This window comes from Runella rosea (genome assembly GCF_003325355.1).
GTDB lineage: Bacteria > Bacteroidota > Bacteroidia > Cytophagales > Spirosomataceae > Runella > Runella rosea.
The window spans coordinates 289,318-307,026 of the sequence record NZ_CP030850.1 but is presented as its reverse complement, the minus strand read 5'-3'; the positions used below and the strand labels follow the sequence as shown (position 1 = coordinate 307,026).

The 17,709-nt window shown below is 45.1% G+C and carries 15 protein-coding genes; 3 read left to right on the top strand and 12 right to left on the bottom strand.

All coding sequences use genetic code 11. The features are described from left to right. Positions 1–7: 7 nt before the first annotated feature. The 7 genes from DR864_RS01440 to DR864_RS01410 form a co-directional block, all read right to left on the bottom strand. Complete coding sequence (locus DR864_RS01440) at positions 8–526, bottom strand: hypothetical protein (protein ID WP_162793502.1); 519 nt, start codon at positions 524–526, stop codon at positions 8–10. 70 nt (positions 527–596) lie between these two features. Next, a complete protein-coding gene (locus DR864_RS01435) occupies positions 597–1,199 on the bottom strand; it encodes a DNA-3-methyladenine glycosylase family protein (protein ID WP_114065270.1) in 603 nt (200 codons plus the stop codon). A gap of 93 nt (positions 1,200–1,292) precedes the next feature. Next, a complete protein-coding gene (locus DR864_RS01430) occupies positions 1,293–2,147 on the bottom strand; it encodes an FAD binding domain-containing protein (RefSeq protein WP_114065269.1) in 855 nt (284 codons plus the stop codon). A gap of 32 nt (positions 2,148–2,179) precedes the next feature. After that, the gene (locus DR864_RS01425; RefSeq protein WP_114065268.1) at positions 2,180–4,549 is read right to left on the bottom strand and encodes a xanthine dehydrogenase family protein molybdopterin-binding subunit; all 2,370 of its coding nucleotides are present in this window, start codon (positions 4,547–4,549) and stop codon (positions 2,180–2,182) included. A 55-nt stretch (positions 4,550–4,604) separates the two neighbouring features. Beyond that, positions 4,605–5,078 carry a (2Fe-2S)-binding protein gene (locus DR864_RS01420; protein WP_114065267.1) on the bottom strand — a complete coding sequence of 158 codons (474 nt, stop codon included), beginning with the start codon at positions 5,076–5,078 and terminating at the stop codon, positions 4,605–4,607. Between the two features lie 115 nt (positions 5,079–5,193). Further along, positions 5,194–5,646, bottom strand: a complete 453-nt coding sequence (locus tag DR864_RS01415; protein ID WP_114065266.1) for an SRPBCC family protein — start codon at positions 5,644–5,646, stop codon at positions 5,194–5,196. Positions 5,647–5,844: 198 nt separating this feature from the next. After that, complete coding sequence (locus DR864_RS01410) at positions 5,845–6,762, bottom strand: AraC family transcriptional regulator (protein ID WP_114065265.1); 918 nt, start codon at positions 6,760–6,762, stop codon at positions 5,845–5,847. Positions 6,763–6,883: 121 nt separating this feature from the next. Here DR864_RS01410 and DR864_RS01405 point away from each other — a divergent pair, with 121 nt between their 5' ends. Next, positions 6,884–8,989 carry a TonB-dependent receptor family protein gene (locus tag DR864_RS01405; protein WP_114065264.1) on the top strand — a complete coding sequence of 702 codons (2,106 nt, stop codon included), beginning with the start codon at positions 6,884–6,886 and terminating at the stop codon, positions 8,987–8,989. A 445-nt stretch (positions 8,990–9,434) separates the two neighbouring features. Here DR864_RS01405 and DR864_RS01400 read toward each other — a convergent pair whose 3' ends face one another. The 3 genes from DR864_RS01400 to DR864_RS01390 form a co-directional block, all read right to left on the bottom strand. Then, complete coding sequence (locus DR864_RS01400) at positions 9,435–10,022, bottom strand: hypothetical protein (RefSeq protein WP_114065263.1); 588 nt, start codon at positions 10,020–10,022, stop codon at positions 9,435–9,437. A gap of 43 nt (positions 10,023–10,065) precedes the next feature. Then, the gene (locus DR864_RS01395; protein WP_114065262.1) at positions 10,066–10,818 is read right to left on the bottom strand and encodes a hypothetical protein; all 753 of its coding nucleotides are present in this window, start codon (positions 10,816–10,818) and stop codon (positions 10,066–10,068) included. 216 nt (positions 10,819–11,034) lie between these two features. Beyond that, on the bottom strand, positions 11,035–11,442 hold the full coding sequence (locus DR864_RS01390) for a hypothetical protein (protein WP_114065261.1): 408 nt from the start codon (positions 11,440–11,442) through the stop codon (positions 11,035–11,037). Positions 11,443–11,516: 74 nt separating this feature from the next. Between DR864_RS01390 and DR864_RS01385 the strand changes: the two genes are divergently transcribed. Further along, positions 11,517–12,161, top strand: coding sequence for an alpha/beta hydrolase (locus DR864_RS01385; protein WP_114065260.1), 645 nt, complete (start codon positions 11,517–11,519; stop codon positions 12,159–12,161). Between the two features lie 59 nt (positions 12,162–12,220). Here the strand turns inward: DR864_RS01385 and DR864_RS01380 are convergent, their stop codons facing one another. Beyond that, positions 12,221–13,369, bottom strand: a complete 1,149-nt coding sequence (locus DR864_RS01380) for a TIGR03364 family FAD-dependent oxidoreductase (RefSeq protein WP_114065259.1) — start codon at positions 13,367–13,369, stop codon at positions 12,221–12,223. Further along, a complete protein-coding gene (locus tag DR864_RS01375; RefSeq protein WP_114065258.1) occupies positions 13,353–14,123 on the bottom strand; it encodes an HAD family hydrolase in 771 nt (256 codons plus the stop codon). Before DR864_RS01375 ends, DR864_RS01380 begins: the two co-directional genes overlap by 17 nt. Positions 14,124–14,459: 336 nt before the next feature. Here DR864_RS01375 and DR864_RS01370 point away from each other — a divergent pair, with 336 nt between their 5' ends. Continuing rightward, positions 14,460–17,675: a SusC/RagA family TonB-linked outer membrane protein gene (locus DR864_RS01370; RefSeq protein ID WP_114065257.1), complete on the top strand. Its 3,216-nt coding sequence runs from the start codon at positions 14,460–14,462 to the stop codon at positions 17,673–17,675. Positions 17,676–17,709 lie beyond the last annotated feature (34 nt).

The following is a 17,709-nucleotide window of genomic DNA, read 5'->3' as shown; positions in this document are numbered from 1 at the left end:
AAAAAAATCAATCTTTAACCGGAATAGCCGCTACCTCTGCATCTGGATTATTGAGTTTTGACTCGTCCAAAGTTGACAAAGGCACTTCATTAAAAACCCGATTTCGGGTGGGAAGTTGGGTAAGGAAGACCATAACAAGTGCACCAGCAACTCCTAAATGCAGCAGCTCTCCCGTAATAAAATAAGCGACCAATGAAAAGAAAGTTGCCCCTTCAAAAAAGGCATATTTAAAAATCAGGGCACTCTGATATTTGCGAAGCTTATCCGACAATAAATCATTAATTCTTAACGCTTTAATCGTTTTTTTGGCCAATAATATCCCCACCAGTGGAAGTATCACCGCCGCACAAGGCACCAAATAACCAAATAATTGCCCGAGTGTCACTTCATTGGGCATTGACTTCGATTGGGTACTGCGTAAAAAAAAGAAAACGGTTCCTGTCCCTACCTGCGCCACCAACATAACACCATACACAAGCAATAAAAGTTTAAAGTATTGCTTACTCGTCAGGATTTTTTGATCCATAAAAAAACAATTTTGGCCCGCAAAATAATGATTTTTGCGCAAAAACAGGTCTTCTATTTATTAAATGGAGCTAACTCTCAGGCTTCCAACGCCATAAATAACGGCAGGCCATGGTTCGATACGGGCGCCAATTTTCAGCAATTATATGAAGTTGCTTATGTAAAGCACGACCCGTTTCGGTCAAATGATACGCCCGCACCATCTTCTGCCGAATCACCAAATCATCGACGGGGAATACATCGGGGCGGTCCATCACAAACATCAACAACATCTCGACCGTCCAGCGTCCAACCCCCTTGATAGGTGTGAGAAAGGCCACGATTTCATCGTCAGAAAGCAGATTAAGATGTTGGTAATCAATGCCTTTTTCAGTGGCAAAAACTGCGACATTTTGCAGATAATTGATTTTTTGAAACGAAAGACCCGCACTGCGCAACTCTTCGTTTGATTTTTGCAGCAGCAATTCGGGGTGTGGATACAAATCCTCAAACAGCGCCCTAAAACGGGCAAAGATAGAATCAGCGGCCTTGACCGAAATTTGTTGCGAAACAATGCTTTCCAGCAACGCTAGGTAAACATCGTTGTTCCAATCCGTTTTTTTGAACGTTGGCGTAGATTCAATAATGGAAGCTAAAGTGGCATCTTTTGATGCAAGGTAAGATTCAGGAAGCATTGAAAAGGCTGTTTTTTGCGAAAGTTACAAAAAAAACGGGCAGCCTTTCAGCCGCCCATTCTACAGGTAATAAAAAAAACAAACAGGAAATGTTTATAGACCACACGCCCCCACCAATGCACGTTTGGCGTATACCTTCGCCAAATGTTTACGATAAGCCTGCGAAGCAAAATGGTCTTCGTTGATGTGCATATCTCCTTCGGCTGCAACTGATGCCGCCGCTTCGATGTTTTCGAGCGTTGCTGGTTTTCCAGTCAAGGCCGAGGCAACCCCTTCATCCAAGAAGGCCGCATCAGAGACCCCCGTAAATGCCACATTAGCAGCAGAAATGACACCGCCTTCAACCGTTACCGATGCCGCACAGCCCACAATGGCAAAACGCGAGGCGGGTTGCATAAATTTACGATAAGCCGAAGCGCTTCCCACCGCAGCCTTCGGCAGGTGAATCTCCGTCACAATCTCGCCCATATCGAGTGCGGTGCTAAAAAATCCAGTAAAAAACTCAGCAGCGGGAATAATACGCTCACCATCAGCGCCCTGAACTTTGATTTGGGCCTTCAAAGCCAGCAAAACAGCGGGCCAATCTGCCGAAGGGTCGGCATGGGCAATGCTGCCACCGAGTGTCCCCATGTTGCGAACTTGCGTATCTCCAATCAATTCCCCCGCTTCAATCATGGCCGTCAAGCCCTTGAGGTGCGGATTTGTGATAATATCGGCATGGGTACTTGCCGCCCCGATGACGATGGAGTTTCCTGTATCTTCAATAAATCGTAGCTCGGCAATGCGGGCAATGTCAATGAGCAAAGCGGGGCTATTGAGGCGCAATTTCATGGCAGGAATCAAGCTGTGGCCGCCTGCCAGTAACTTAGCGTCAGGGTTTTCAGCAAGGAGGCGAATCGCCTCCCCCACTGAACTGGCGCGTGTATAGTCAACAGATGATGGAATCATTTTTAAAAGAGTGAATTAGTGAAACAAAAAAATTAGGCCGGTTGCATCGCTTTCCAAACACGCTCCGGTGTCATGGGCATCCGCACATCTTTGACTTTATGGCCAGCAGACCACAACGCGTCAATCACGGCATTCACCACGGCGGGCGTAGATCCAATGCAGCCAGCTTCGCCCGCACCTTTCACCCCCAACGGGTTATGCGGGCAAGGCGTCACCTGACGGTCCAACTCAAACATCGGGAGGTCGTCGGCGCGTGGCATGGTATAATCCATGTAGCTACCGTTGGTAATTTGCCCATTTTCGTCAAATTCAACGCCTTCAAACAACGCCTGACCGATTCCTTGCGCCAATCCACCGTGAATCTGTCCGTCTACAATCATGGGGTTAATCACGTTGCCCACGTCATCGACGGCAATAAAGCGTTTCACTCTGGTAAAGCCCGTTTCTTTGTCGATTTCTACCACCGCAATGTGGCATCCAAACGGATACGTAAAGTTGGTGGGGTCGTAGAAACTGCTGAAATCCAAGCCTGGTTCTAAGTTGGCAGGATACACGTGCGGAACATACGCAGTCAAGGCAATATCGCCAAAGCTCAACGATTTGTCGGTTCCTTTTACAGTAAACTTTCCATCTTTAAACTCAATATCATCGGCCGAACATTCCAATTTATGGGCGGCGATTTTCGCACCTTTCTCAATGATTTTATCCAAACTTTTTACAATGGCGCTTCCTCCCACGGCCAACGAGCGCGAGCCGTAGGTTCCCATTCCGAAAGCCACCGTATCAGAGTCTCCGTGGATAATATCAACGTCTTCCATAGGAATGCCGAGACGGTCGGCCACCACTTGCGCGAAAGTAGTTTCGTGCCCCTGTCCATGGGAATGCGCCCCCGTAAACACGCTGATTTTTCCAGTAGGTTGAACCCTTACTTGCCCCACTTCGTACAAACCAGCGCGGGCACCCAACGAACCAACTACCGCCGACGGCGCAATACCGCAGGCCTCGATGTAGGTAGAGAAGCCTACCCCCAGAATTTTGTTGGTCTTGGCTGCCTCCGCTTGTTCTTTTCTAAAATTCTCATAACCAAGCATTTCCAAGCCTCTTTCCAATACACTGTGGTAATTGCCGCTGTCGTATTGCAACGCAACATTGGTCTGATAGCCCGGCTGAGTTACCCCGTCAAAGGCGGGAATGAAGTTTTTGAGGCGCAGTTCGGCGGGGTCTACTCCCATTTCCAACGCCGCCAAATCGACCAAACGCTCCAGCAAGAAAGTTGCTTCCGGACGTCCCGCACCGCGATACGCATCTACAGCCGTGGTATGGGTAAAAACACAGGTCATGTCCAAGTGAATCTTAGGTGTGGTGTATAATCCTTGCAATAGTGTTCCGTGCAAATACGTAGGAACGGCCGTCCCAAAGGTTGAAAGATAGGCCCCCAAGTTGGCAAATGTTTTGATACGCAAACCTACAATATTTCCTTGGTCATCAAACCCCATTTCAGCGTGCGTGACATGGTCGCGCCCGTGGGCGTCGGTCTGAAATGCTTCTGAGCGTGTTTCGGTCCATTTTACGGGGCGACCAATTTTTTTGGAGGCCAATGTAACCAACGCTTCTTCGGTATAATGGTATATTTTACTGCCAAAACCACCGCCCACGTCAGGCCCCACCACGCGCACCTTATGCTCTGGTAATCCTAATACAAACGCGCACATCAGCAGACGAATCAAATGGGGGTTTTGAGTGGAGGTATAAAGGGTGTATTTGTCGTAAACGTTGTCGTATTGACCTATATAGCTGCGCGGCTCCATGGCGTTGGGCGAAAGGCGCTGGTTGACAAAGTCCAACGATGTAACGTGGTGGGCGCTTGCCATTGCTTCATCGACTTCCGCTTTTGGATTTCCGATTTCCCAATCAAAACAAATATTATTCGGAACATCGTCATGCACCAGCGGAGCCCCGGGCAGTACCGCTTTTGAAGCGTCGGTAATGGCTGGCAAAACTTCGTAATCAATGATAATAGCTTCAGCCGCATCCTGCGCCAATTCACGGGTTTCGGCCACAACCATCGCCACGGCATCGCCCACGTGGCGCACTTTATCTTTCACCAACAACGGATGCGGCGGCTCTTTCATGATGTCGCCGTTTTTGAAATTTACCTGCCACCCACAAGGCACGCCATAGTGGCCAACCTCCTCACCGGTCATGATGGTCACTACGCCTTGCATGGCCTCGGCTGCAGAATAATCAATACTTCTGATACGGGCGTGGGCATAAGGGCTTCGCAAAATGTACGCGTAGGTCATGCCCGGCAGTACGATGTCGTCGGTATAACGACCTTTTCCGGTAATAAAGCGCTTGTCTTCAACGCGTTTTACGGATTTGCCAATGAATTTATTGCTCATTTTCTTTTTTCTAGAGAGTGATGGAAATGTTTTAAATCGGATTCAGTTACCTGTTTTAAACCGCAACCGCCGATTTTTGCGCCGCGTACTGTATGGCCCGTACGATGTTGTGATAACCAGTGCAACGACAGATATTTCCTTCCAACCCTTCGCGGATTTCCTGCTCTGAGGGGTCGGGATTGTGGCTAAGCAAGTCGGCCGCGCACATAATCATTCCGGGAGTACAGAAGCCGCACTGCAATCCATGCTCTTCCTTGAAGCCTTCCTGCAACGGATGTAGTTCGCCTTCGGGCGCGAGTCCTTCAATCGTAGTGATGCTGCTGCCATCGGCTTGGGCCGCCAACAACGAGCATGATTTAATAGCTTTGCCATCCAAATGAATGGTGCAGGCGCCGCAGCTACTTGTATCACAGCCTACGTGTGTCCCCGTCAAGCCGAGGGTATCACGCAGGTAATGTACTAGCAACAAACGCCCCTCTACCTCGTGGGTGTGCGTTTTTCCGTTTACGGTTAATGTGATTTTTGGCATAATGTAGGTAAGGTAAAAGTTAGGTGCTTGCGCACAGACTCAATTGGTTTTTAGGGTATTATCTAACAAACAGTTAAAAACAAAATCGACAACAGTCTTAGAGGAAGCGGCATCATTATACTTCTACCTTCGCCGCCAATTCATCCTCAAAATTCTGAAAGAATTGCTTCGTGAGCGTATTGGCCACGCCGCTCATCACACGGTTACCAGTACGAGCCAACAGTCCAGACATGTGTGCCTTGCCCGCAAAAGACAGCTCGGTCTCATGCTCAGACACCGCTTTCAGGTGCATTTTAATGTGGGCTGATACGTTCCCAATCTTACTGTTTTGGTGGACATTCAGGGTAAAGCTTTGGGCGACAACGGGGTGAAGCACTTCTGCCTTCCCCTCAAATTTCCCAGAAACAGGGCCAATTTTCACTTCGGCAATGGCTTTGTACACATTTTCACTTTCCAATTCTAACCGCGATATACCGGGCGTCACTTTGGCCAGCGTATCAGGATTCATCAGCATTTCCCAAATTTTTTGCGTTGAAGCAGGGAGAATATAACTACCGTTTAGTTCCATTTAATATAAGATTTAAATTTAGGGTAATGTTGTTTAACTTGCTCAATAAATTTATAAAATTTATTGATAAAATAATATCCAAATGTAAAAAACACCCCTTGTAAGACTTTAAACAATCATCTTAAAAAATAGAACTATTCTATCAACTAGGGAAAAAAAGAAAGATTGAGACGAGTTTAACGAAGCGTTGAGCGGGAATTAGAAGACAATAAACTGTCGGCGGTAGTTGGCGGGAGTCGTTCCAACCGCTTTTTTAAATACTTTCAGAAAATAATTGAGGTTGTTGTACCCACACGCAAAACAAATATCGGCAATGCTGTACTGCGTATTTCGCAACAGTTTGATTGACAACTGGATACGTTGCTGATTGATGTATTCTACGGGCGTAATGCCAAATTGCTGTTTGAAACAACGGAAAAAATTAGGCTCACTCATGCAAGCCTTATCGGCCAACTCTCCGACAGTTAGATTTTTATGAATATTGTCTTGAACATATTTGACGGCAAACGCCAAACGATTTGTATTGGCCAATTTCGGCAGGTTGTTGGTCAATACATTACGGGCTTTGGTCTGCATCAAACGCACGATAAGCTCTTGCAGCACCAGATTAGCAAAAAAATCCTTTGCTTCGTTGTTTTCCGTAAAGATGTAAATCAAGCGGTGAATAAGCAGATGAATAGAATTCTCGTTGGTGAAGTAAAAATTCTCGTTCGTAAATTGCCATCCTTGTTGATTGTCCACCAAGGGAGCCTTTTCGTTAAGGGTTTCAACTATTTGTTTTATCTTGGAAGGAGAAATGGCCAGCGCCAAACACTGTGTTGGATTATCAAAATGAGCTTCGGGAAAATCAATCCGCATGGTTTGATCGGCGGGCACAATGACGGATTCGCCAGGTAAAAAATCAAACGAGGGTGAATTGTCGAGGTGCATCACTTTTTTGCCCCGAATCATACTTGCCAATACAGGATTGCTGAAAGTCAGCTCTACATTTTTAGCAATTTGGTGCGTTTCATAAATGTTGAGCTCGGCATTTTCGAGGGTGTAAGCGGTGCGATTTTCAACAACAAGCTCTAACTTGCGCGACTGAAGATGATGTGATAAATTAAAAGAATTCATAAAGAAAACATCCTATTTAAAACGCTTTTCGACTGCGCCACCTGATTAATAGTACAAATCCTTACAATTTTATAATTATTTCCACAAATAAACAACACCAACCTTTTTACAACAAATTCGTATGTCCTTAAATCTATCGGTTTATACTATTCGCCAGTGTTCATTTCCTGCTTTCTGTTCAAAGCTGAGCGGTCTGGCCTATATTTTATTTTCTCTTACCAGTTTTGCCCAACAAAAAGATTCTCTAAAAACCTTGTCGCTTGCGCCTGTCACCGTCACCACGACGCGCCTAGAGACCAACGAAAAACGCCTACCCGCTGCCCTCACTGTTTTGGATGGCAGCCGAATTCAAATTGGACAACCCCAACTTTCATTGTTTGAATCATTGGGCGGCGTGGCTGGACTTTTTGCCCAAAATCCCGACAATTTCAACCAAGATTTGCGGATTTCTATCCGTGGATTCGGCGCAAGGGCGGCTTTCGGAATTCGTGGCATTCGATTGGTGGTAGATGGAATTCCTGAATCAACCCCCGACGGGCAAGCCGACGTCGACAACTTAGACATGGGCGCCATGCGTCGGTTGGAAGTAATGCGCGGGCCTTCATCGGGATTGTTCGGAAACGCGGCCGGGGGAATCATCAGCCTACAAACCGATAACGCCGCCGATATGCCATTGGTAGAAGGACAAGCCACCATAGGCTCCTACGGATTTAGGAGCTTTCGGGTAAAAACGGGGGGACAAAAAGGAAAATTCCAATACGTTTTTATCGGAACGCACAACCAATCAGATGGTTATCGCGGCAATAGTCGCATGGAGAGTAGTATTTTCAACTTAAAACTCCGTTATGATTTTGATTCGCTGACGCGCCTTTCGATATTGGCCAACTACGGCACCAGCCCCGAAGCAGACGATCCAGGTGGGCTTACATTGGCGCAGGTAAACGAAAATCGCCGTCAAGCGCACCCCAATAACCTTCGTTTTCTGGCCACAGAATCCGTAAATCAGGGGCGTATTGGCATTATTTTCGAAAAGCGGATGGGCAAGAGTTTGATTTTTGCGCGTGTTTTTGGCACAAAACGTGACTTTGCCAATTACCTAGCGTTTCAGGCCGCAGGCGCAGGAACCATCAATCGCGCATTTGCAGGCGCAAGCTGGCAATACCAATACACCCAACAATTTGGAGAGCTCAACTATCGGTTTCGACTAGGCACCGATTTTGAAACTCAGGCCGATACCCGCCGCCGTTTTGATAACCTAACGGGAACCCGCGGAAAACTCACGTTTGACCAAATCGAATCTTTCAAAAACATTGCCGCCTACATTACCCAAGAACTTTCTTTTCGCAAAGCGACTCTCCTTACTGGCTTACGCTCGGATGCCATTCGGATGAAAGCCGAAGATGCCTTCCTGAGCGACGGCGACCAATCGGGCAAACGGCAATACAGCCGCCTCAACCCTACCCTCGGAATTTCGTACGAGCTTTCATCAAAGGTGAATGTTTACACCAATTTGGGTACCAGCTTCGAAACCCCTACGCTCAGCGAACTCTCCAACAATCCATCAGGAACGGGCGGGCTAAACCCTGAATTAAACCCTCAACGCGCCACCAACTATGAAATCGGAGCCAAAACCTTTCTGAGCAGTCGTCTGCGGGTAGATGTGGCTTTGTTCAACATAAATGTAAAAGATGAATTAGTGCCGTATCAAATCACTGGGCAACCGGGGCGCGTTTTTTATCGCAATGCGGGAAGCTCGCGCCGGCAGGGGATTGAGCTTAGTTTCAACACGATCTTGGCCAAAGGTTTGTCCTTGTTTTCAAACTATACCTACTCTGATTTTAAGTACAAAACCTATAAAACCACGGCAGGTGAATTTGACGGAAATACCCTACCCGGCATTCCCAAACACGCCGCTCAGGCCGAATTAAGGTACTTCCGACCGTCGGGTTTGTTTGCCATTGCGCAGGTACGCCATGCTTCTGACCTCTACGCCGACGATGCCAACGCCGTGACTGCCAATGGATATACCAACTTGAACCTAAGAATTGGGGGCACTTTTCGCGCAGGACGTTTAGGAATTGAGCCTTTTGTAGGGGTAAACAACTTACTGAATACCATTTATTTTCAAAACGTCCAAATCAATGCCGCCAACGGGCGCTATTTCGAACCCGCTCAGGGGCGCTTCTGGTTTGGGGGATTAAAAATAAATGTTCAAAAAAAATCGTAGCAAAATTGTTAAACTTTTGAGAAAATAAACTGTCTAACTTTCGGAATTAAGATTCCAATTTTCGACGCTTTTTTGGGCGAGTTTGTCGCATCAGAGGATAAAAAAAATACGATTAATGTACATTTGTTGGATTAAACTATTTTGCTACCTTGCAAAAGTTTTAAACAAAATAGATAAAATCCTGTTCTGTCTGTAAAGTATCACAAGTGGGAACTTTTTAAAGCAGAAACTTTGTTATTTAATTGTTATGACAAATGAAGTTATAACACAATTTCAAAACAGAAACTTACGTTAAGTAAAATATTTTTAAAATGGCTGTATGGGTTGGACAGGCCTCGACTTTTAGTTGAGGCCTGTTTTTTTTGCAAACACTCAACCCTACTTTCCATTTAAGCTCCTTAAAATCAACGCTCTACACGACTACACTGGAGCAACTACAACTATGCTATTTACTTTTTTTAATTAACTGCTTGATTTTAAAATCTTTTTCGAAGGTATACTTCTCAGTATATTTTCCTTCGTTGACATCGTCCATAAAAAGCGTCAGCGTATCATTTTTAAGGCTTGCTTCTACCTGATAGTTCCCCTCGGCATTGTCGTAATACACCTCTTTGGCATTCAGAATTTTATGATTTTTGTCATACAAACACAGCCAGACGGTGTTTTCGTTGTCGTATTCCCGGGCTATAAGCAGCATTTTTCCGTTGGTCGCCGTAACGATTTCGTCCAAAAGATGATACTTGTACTCTTCAGTAAAGTTTTCATCAATGGCTTCCACGAAATAAGTAGCGATTTCTTTCTGGGTCAATGTTGGTAATTTATTCAACCGACCTTTTTCAATCAAATCATTGAAAGTCAAAGCGAAAGGCTTCATCCTCGGCGGTATCTCAGCCGTCTTTTCTAAGGTCGAAGTTTGCGTTATCTTCGGATTCGTAGCATTTTTATTTGTTCGTTCTGGCTCGGTTTTACACCCCAATACGATAAAAAGCAGAAAAATCAATGGCAAATAAACGTGGGTCATTTTTAAATTCATGGCTGAACTAAATAGGATAATAAATAGGTTAAACACCTCAGTTCTAACTGATTTTTCCAGCTTCCAGCAGCGTTGATTGAATCGCTCTTTCGCCTTTGATGTCGGGCTGTGGCTTCGCAAGTTTTAATATAGTCAGGCGTTTCGTCGACTTATCAAACCGCCAAACGGCAAACTCGACTTCCTTTTGGGCATTTTCTAGCATTATTACGTTGGAGGCCTCCAGAGGCTCCGAAACACAATCTCCCGAATAACATACCGAAAATTTTTGGTACGTTGGAAGCCCCTCAATCCGACCATCCGCCGTAAACGTGACGACTACTTCTTTTTGGGTAGCGGCATCACCGATGGTATACTTTCCAGCAACGGTGGCATTATTCAAGCCGTATTCAAATCCTTTAAAAATGGAAGTTTTTCGAAAAGACGCAGGTTGACTTTGGCCCGTAAACTCCTGTTCTAAAGCCACAAACGAAGTATCCGACGACAAAATCAACACTAAATCCCGCAGTTTACCCTGGTGCTGATACGCATTTTTCACAAAACAGGTATCCTGATGGATTTCGTATTTTAACGGATACTCTTCCACACCATTTCGGACCAGAACGCTGTCGGGACGGTCGAAAACCAATTCGGTACAATAAAAGGGAATCGCGCTTAAAAGCGTATCGGAAGCATGTGCGAGGTACGATTCGTTCAAAAATGTACCTTTTAACGCAATTTGACTGTCGTTTTTAACCCAACAGGCTTTCAGTCCAATGGCAATCGCCAACGAAATCAAGGTGTACTTTATCTTTTTCATAGCTGTTAAATTGTAATCAGGTGCAAAGATATACTTCTCTGAGGCATAGAGACTTATAATCTTAGTTATCGGTAATACAACGATACCGACTGCCTTTTTGACACATCAAAAGTCAGAAAAAAGAAAAAGGAACTCAATTTATCGTAGCTCAGGCGTAGAAAAAAGTGGCTGAAGGGAAGCAAGAAAGCCCTAAACCGTTTGGGATACCGAGCGCTGTCAGGCTTTTTTAAGCTTAAAGGTCTCTAACAAGCCATTTCCAAAAATCAACAGTAAGATAATCGGCATCAGGATGGCTCCTGTTTTAAAGCCAGCTCCCGTCATGGCATAAGAGCCCGAAGAAAATTTCATTATTGTATTGATCAACAACCCAATCGAGCCAACCGTAAGGATTCCTAAAACAATCAGGGCAGTTTGTTTGCCCGCTTTTGGCATAAACGCCACAATGAGAATGCTGACCAAAGCGGAGATTCCAACCGTTGCCAAGGCCCGGGAGAATGTTCTGATCATATCGTATTTAAAAACCAAAACCCCCAATTTCCCCAGTAGGTTGGGATGGGCCAAAAGCCACGCGTCAACGACCACTAAAACAACTAAAATAAGGTAAAAAGAAAGATTCCGGTTCATAAAAAACAACAATTTGTAAATAACGAATAACTTGCGCAGGCGCCCATTTAGGTGCGGCAAATATACTTCAAATTATGCAAGAACACCACCTGCAAGTTAAACGAACAGCCCGGTATTTCACGTTGGGGACGCTCAATGAACGCACAAAACAAGTTTGGTTTGTCCTTCATGGCTATGGCCAACTAGCCCAATTTTTTATCAAAAAATTTGACGTTCTTAACGATAGCCAAACCGTTATTGTGGCCCCAGAAGCACTCTCACGGTTCTATTTACAGGGTGTCAGTGGGCGGGTAGGTGCTACTTGGATGACGAAAGAGGAGCGCGCTTACGAAATCGACGATTACATTTTTTACCTCAATCAATTGTACGACACCTTACTGGAAGAACGAAACCCCAATAACATTCAAATTAATATGTTAGGATTTTCGCAGGGGAATGCAACCCTGCTGCGATGGCTCAACAATGGCCATGTTCGGTACGATAGGGTGGTGATTTGGGCAGGATTCTTTGGCAATGGCATAGCCGATGTAATCGCCCCCGCTAAATTATCCAACGTTCCGACGACGTTGGTCTACGGCACGCAGGATGAATATTTGGTTCAGGTCGATTTAGATAAGTACGAAGCCGACATAAAGACGGACATTCCTCATTTGGCGGTGGTTACGTTTGACGGAAAACATACTATTGACCGAGAAGTATTGAAAAACCTAAAGCTTTGATACACTAGAACGCTGATTTTCAGCATGATTTCATCCAATCAGCGTTCTGTATTTTAGGATTATGAAAACAGGCGAGCAATGCTTTCCTCCGCGTATCCACCGCTGGAAGTCATTCCTTTTCCGCCAATACCCGTAATGATACGAATATGTTCGTCGACATCGTATTCGTAAATTTCGTCGGACGTTTGACTATAAAACCCTGCCCAGCTCATTTGCATTTTTTCGACGGGGAAACTTACAATGCGCTTGGCTTCGTCAATAATCAATTGATTGATGTAATCGTTGATATGATAGCCCAAATCATCCACGTTTTGCGCCCCTGCGTATTCGTGCGAGTCACCCACCACAACCGAGCCATCCAAAGCCTGCTTGAACAGCACGTGAATACCCCACTTTTTAAGTTCATCATAATGGGCGGGCGTGGTGAGGTTGGCGTATGATGAAAGTTGCTGAAAAGACTCATAACGCCGAATCGTCAATCCCGTCAGAATATTCCCTTTCATGTTCAACTCAGGAAAAGCAATGGTTTGAAGCATTTGCAATTTGCTGACAATCAAGCCACTTTTGGCAAACAGTTCGGGATAAAGCATCCGAAACTCGTGACCATTACAAATGAGCACTTTGCTTGCTTCAAACGTCTTTTGGTTGGTAAGCCGCACGGTAGCTTTTCCGTTTGAGGATTGGCACTCCACCACGGTTGCATTGTTGATGTACGTAATACCTTCTTGTTCTGAACAATACGCCAAAAACTGTTTCATCAGTTTCGGGGAGTCAACGGTCAATTCACCAGGAAAGAAAACAGCGCCTACGGGATATTCCTTTTGTAAGTAGGGATATTTCTCTAGGCAACTCTCCCGAGTCAACAGCTCGCAGGGGTAGCCGATTTTCTGATAATAATCGTACAATTCATTGGCCAACTGCCACTCATCGGCGTCAGAAGCGATGTAGACCGAGCCGTTTTTGCGAACGGTTAAATCGGTTTTTGATTGAAGTTCTTGGTATAATTCCAAGCTACGTTGGCCGTACTCGAACCATCTCCCAGCCAACCCAGACGGAACCGCTTGGCCAAAATTTCGAACGGTTGCGCCTACCGGAAAATTATCCTTTTCTAAGAGTAATACAGATTTATTTTGTCGAGCGGCATGGTAAGCATGGAAAGTCCCCATGATACCGCCACCGACCACGATTAGGTCAAAATGAGTACGCATCCGCTGTTTTACCGCTTGGGCGGCCCTGTTTAATTCCTTCTATTAGATTAATAATTTCGTCAATCGAGCCAATCAGCGCATCGTGTGGATGGCCTATGAGCTGCTCGACGGTGTGGGTGCCGTTCGTTACGCCTAAGTTCAACAAAACGCCTGCTGCATTACCTGATTGCAAATCAGAAGGCGTATCGCCCGCATTAATCACGTGTTTAGGATCAGTGACACCCAAGAGGCGCATTGCTTTTTGAATCATCAACGGCGCAGGGCGGCCATGCTCTACTTCATCACTGGCAATAGATGCTTGAATTATGCTGTCGTCATTGCCAATACGATTTTCATCCAAGCCTTCGAGCCAGCCCAAACGACCCAATATAATATCGGTCACAACCCGATAAAAGCCCGTCGTCAAAGCAATCTTAATGTTATTTTGTTTAAGGTAGCTAAACAGCTTCAGGCAGCCGTCGGTCGGAAAAACGGGCTGAGTCTGATAGTGTGCTTCCAATACCTCTTTAAAAATAGCGTACGACTTATCAACCTGTGTTTCTACATCCGGATGAGATTCTCCGAGCTGGGCTCTCCAAAACAATTGAAATACATAACGCTTCGATAATCCCTGTGCCGCCAAAATTGCTTCGTCAGAAGCTTCGAGTCCCGACATACGCGCTGCTTTTGCAAAGCAGGCCTCCACCTCATGCTGATCGGCTACGGTCGTTCCGGCCATGTCCAAAACGACCAATTTTATCTGTTGTTGCTCCATTTATTTATATGCATTTGAATAATACAAAAGTAATAGTTCGTAAACAAAGTTAATAAATTTCGAATTAAAGTTTAGTTTAAGTATACAATTTATTTAATATTCATTCCATAATAATTTGGTAATAATTAGATAACATATACGAATTAAACCGCAAATTTCGCCCATTGTGTATAAATAATACTGGAATATGGAACTTCAACCGAATGTTATGATTAAAAAAATATATTAATAATTACTTTACTATTAGTTAACTATTTATTAATTTCACTAAACTTACTTTGCAACGGGTTTAGTAAGTCCTACACTCCTTCATTTTCCACTTAACAAATTAACATTATGCGGTACTTTTTACCCCAAAATCTAGGGAAATCCTTTTGGGTGTCATTCTTTATATTGACACTCGGTGTAGCCTCCAGTCTCCTTGCACAAGACATAACGGTGCAGGGCAGAATTACAGACGCCGAAAACAACGCACCGCTCCCCGGGGTGAGTGTGGTTGTAAAAGGCACAAATCGCGGAACGAACACAGACGGTGAAGGCAGATATCGCCTTAGTGTAGCTCCCAATTCTACGTTAGTATTCTCCTTTGTAGGCTACAATGCCCAAGAAATATCGGTGGGCAATCGTAGCACCCTTGACCTAAAAATGGCACAGGACCTCAAACAACTACAAGAAGTTGTTGTGACAGCATTGGGGATTCAAAAAGATAAGAAAACGCTGGCTTTTGCAACGCAAAGTGTAAAAGGCTCTGACCTTATCAAAGCCCGCGAGCCCAACCCCATCAACTCCCTCGTGGGGAAAGTGGCTGGCTTAAACGTAGGGGCAAGCGCCGAACTTTTGCGTGCTCCACAGGTGTCGTTGCGTGGTGGTCGCCCACTATATGTAGTAGATGGTATTCCGATCAACTCCGATACGTGGAATATCAGCCCCGACGATATAGAGTCAATGGACGTATTAAAAGGGCCTTCGGGAACGGCTTTGTACGGTTTTCGGGCTCAGAATGGGGTGATTATGATTACAACTAAGAAAGGGTCGAAAGATAAAAGAGGCTTTGCGGTTGATGTCAACTCTTCTACAATGTTTGACAATGGATTTATTTCTATGCCTAGAGTACAAGACCAATACGGTCCAGGCGACCACGGCAAATATGCGTTTGTGGACGGTCGTGGAGGTGGTGTAAACGATGGCGACTACGACATTTGGGGACCGCCATTGGATGGTCGTTTGCTAACTCAGTACGATAGCCCAATTGACCCTGCAACAGGTAAGCGGATTCCTACTCCTTGGTTGCCGCGTGGTGCCAACAATTTACAACGTTTTGTTCGTACGGGGATTTTATCTAATAACAACGTATCGGTATCAGCCAGTAACGACAAAGCAGACCTTCGGGTGTCGTTGTCGCACCAATACCAACGGGGTATCATTCCTAATACGCAACTGAACATTACTAACCTCAATACCTCGTTTGGGTATAGTTTCTCCAAAAAATTGCGTTTTGAAAGTACCATCAACTACAGCCGTCAATATACGCCTAATATACCTGACGTAGACTATGGCCCTAACTCCCTCATTTACAACTCAATCATTTGGGGTGGCGCAGACTGGAACGTAGATGATATGAAACAATTGTGGCAACCTGGCAAAGAAGGGGTCCAGCAAATATACGCTGAGTACCAACGCTACAACAATCCTTGGTTTGTGGTTAAAGAGTGGTTGCGTGGTCATTACAAAAATGACATCTACGCCTATGCGCTTGGTAAATACCAAATTACGGATTACCTAAATGCACAAATTCGTACGCAAGTAACGACTTATGACATTCTTCGTACCGAGAAAATGCCTTTCTCTGCTACTTCTTATGGACGTGAAGAAGCCCGCGGTGACTACCGTGAAGACCGTCGTAGCCTTTGGGAAAACAATACTGACGCCTTGGTTAATTTTGACAAAGAGGTGGCTAAAAACATTACCGTGAGAGCTTCCGTCGGTGCAAGTATGCGTTTGTTCCGCTACAACTCCAACTTTGCTTCTACCGACTATCTCAACGTACCAGGCGTATATAGTTTCTCCAACTCACGCAACCCCGTACAAGCTTATAACTTTGCGGCTTACATGAAAGTATTGAGTGGCTATTACTCTGCAGACGTTTCTTTGAGCAAATACGCTAACCTTTCAGTAACAGGACGTTGGGATAAAACCTCTACGTTGCCGTCAGGTCGTAACGTAGGTTTTTATCCTTCTGTGGGTCTAACAACGGTCCTTTCGGACTACGTAAAGTTGCCAGATGCAATTACATTCCTCAAACTTCGGGCTTCGTTTGCTCGGGTAAAAGAGGCCTTTACGCAAGCTACGATTGGGGTTCCGCCAAATACGCCAGTCCCTTACGGTGCCAACTATACTTCATCTTACGACGGGCCAAGTTATGGTACAACCGTTGCTTACAGCATATCGCGTCCTTACAACAACGAAGCCGCGGCTTATTATTCAACTCGCCTTGTTGACCCTAACATTCAGCCCTCAACGCGTACCAACTACGAGGGAGGATTGGAAATGAAGTTTATGAACAACCGTTTGGGCTTAGATGTAACTTATTTTAACTACTTAGATGGCCCCCAAATTTTTGGATTAACGCTCCCAGAATCAACGGGTTATGGGGCACTCACCACCAACGGTATCAAAACCCAACGTAAAGGATTAGAGATTGCGGTAAGTGGTAATGTTCTCAAAAGCGGCACCGGTCTTAACTGGGACATCTTGGCCAACTGGTCCACTTGGCAAGAAACCCTCAAGGAGATTTACGGTTCACAAACTCGCTTGAATCAGTTTTATAAAATTGGCGACCGTTTGGATGCTTATTATGGACGCGCCTTTGTTCGTACCCAAGATGGTCAAATCGTCAACGATGCCAGCGGACGTCCGATTTACAATCCCGTCAATCAATTCTTAGGCTACACTAACCCTGACTGGACGTTTGGTTTCCAAAACAAATTTAGCTACAAGAACTTTAACTTTAGCTTCCAATTTGACGGACGCGTAGGTGGTGTTATTGAGAATTACATCCAAAAACAAACGTTCCGCGGTGGTCGCCACCAAGCTACGGTCGAGGGTGCCATGGGTATTGCTCGTTTGGCCGATACGCAAGGACAGAAAACTTGGGTAGGAGAAGGAGTTGTTTTAACGGGTGGTACGATTAAATACGATCCAGATGGTTTGGTAACAAACTACGGTGAATTGAATTTTACCCCGATGTCTTCTGCGAATGCTACGTTTTTGCAAGATTGGATTAGCCGATATTACAACTCCAATGAGGGCAACATGATAAACCGTACGTTTGTGAAATTACGTGAATTACAGGTAGGTTATTCACTCCCAGCGGGTTTATTAGGTAAGAATATCAAGCAGGCTACGATTTCGCTGGTTGGACGTAACTTGTTGTATTTTGCTCATTCTAAAGATTTGGATGTAGAGCAATTTGTTAACTACACTGACCGTGGGTCGTCGTTACAGACACCTACCATGCGTCGTTACGGTATCAATATCAATTTCACTTTCTAAGAGATTGTTGTTGGCAAACTGTAAATGAAAACCA

Bases quoted from the DNA above. Each gene is read 5' to 3' on its own strand.
- DR864_RS01440 (WP_162793502.1), bottom strand. From the start codon at position 526: ATGGATCAAAAAATCCTGACGAGTAAGCAATACTTTAAACTTTTATTG.
- DR864_RS01435 (WP_114065270.1), bottom strand. From the start codon at position 1,199: ATGCTTCCTGAATCTTACCTTGCATCAAAAGATGCCACTTTAGCTTCC.
- DR864_RS01430 (WP_114065269.1), bottom strand. From the start codon at position 2,147: ATGATTCCATCATCTGTTGACTATACACGCGCCAGTTCAGTGGGGGAG.
- DR864_RS01425 (WP_114065268.1), bottom strand. From the start codon at position 4,549: ATGAGCAATAAATTCATTGGCAAATCCGTAAAACGCGTTGAAGACAAG.
- DR864_RS01420 (WP_114065267.1), bottom strand. From the start codon at position 5,078: ATGCCAAAAATCACATTAACCGTAAACGGAAAAACGCACACCCACGAG.
- DR864_RS01415 (WP_114065266.1), bottom strand. From the start codon at position 5,646: ATGGAACTAAACGGTAGTTATATTCTCCCTGCTTCAACGCAAAAAATT.
- DR864_RS01410 (WP_114065265.1), bottom strand. From the start codon at position 6,762: ATGAATTCTTTTAATTTATCACATCATCTTCAGTCGCGCAAGTTAGAG.
- DR864_RS01405 (WP_114065264.1), top strand. From the start codon at position 6,884: ATGTCCTTAAATCTATCGGTTTATACTATTCGCCAGTGTTCATTTCCT.
- DR864_RS01400 (WP_114065263.1), bottom strand. From the start codon at position 10,022: ATGAATTTAAAAATGACCCACGTTTATTTGCCATTGATTTTTCTGCTT.
- DR864_RS01395 (WP_114065262.1), bottom strand. From the start codon at position 10,818: ATGAAAAAGATAAAGTACACCTTGATTTCGTTGGCGATTGCCATTGGA.
- DR864_RS01390 (WP_114065261.1), bottom strand. From the start codon at position 11,442: ATGAACCGGAATCTTTCTTTTTACCTTATTTTAGTTGTTTTAGTGGTC.
- DR864_RS01385 (WP_114065260.1), top strand. From the start codon at position 11,517: ATGCAAGAACACCACCTGCAAGTTAAACGAACAGCCCGGTATTTCACG.
- DR864_RS01380 (WP_114065259.1), bottom strand. From the start codon at position 13,369: ATGCGTACTCATTTTGACCTAATCGTGGTCGGTGGCGGTATCATGGGG.
- DR864_RS01375 (WP_114065258.1), bottom strand. From the start codon at position 14,123: ATGGAGCAACAACAGATAAAATTGGTCGTTTTGGACATGGCCGGAACG.
- DR864_RS01370 (WP_114065257.1), top strand. From the start codon at position 14,460: ATGCGGTACTTTTTACCCCAAAATCTAGGGAAATCCTTTTGGGTGTCA.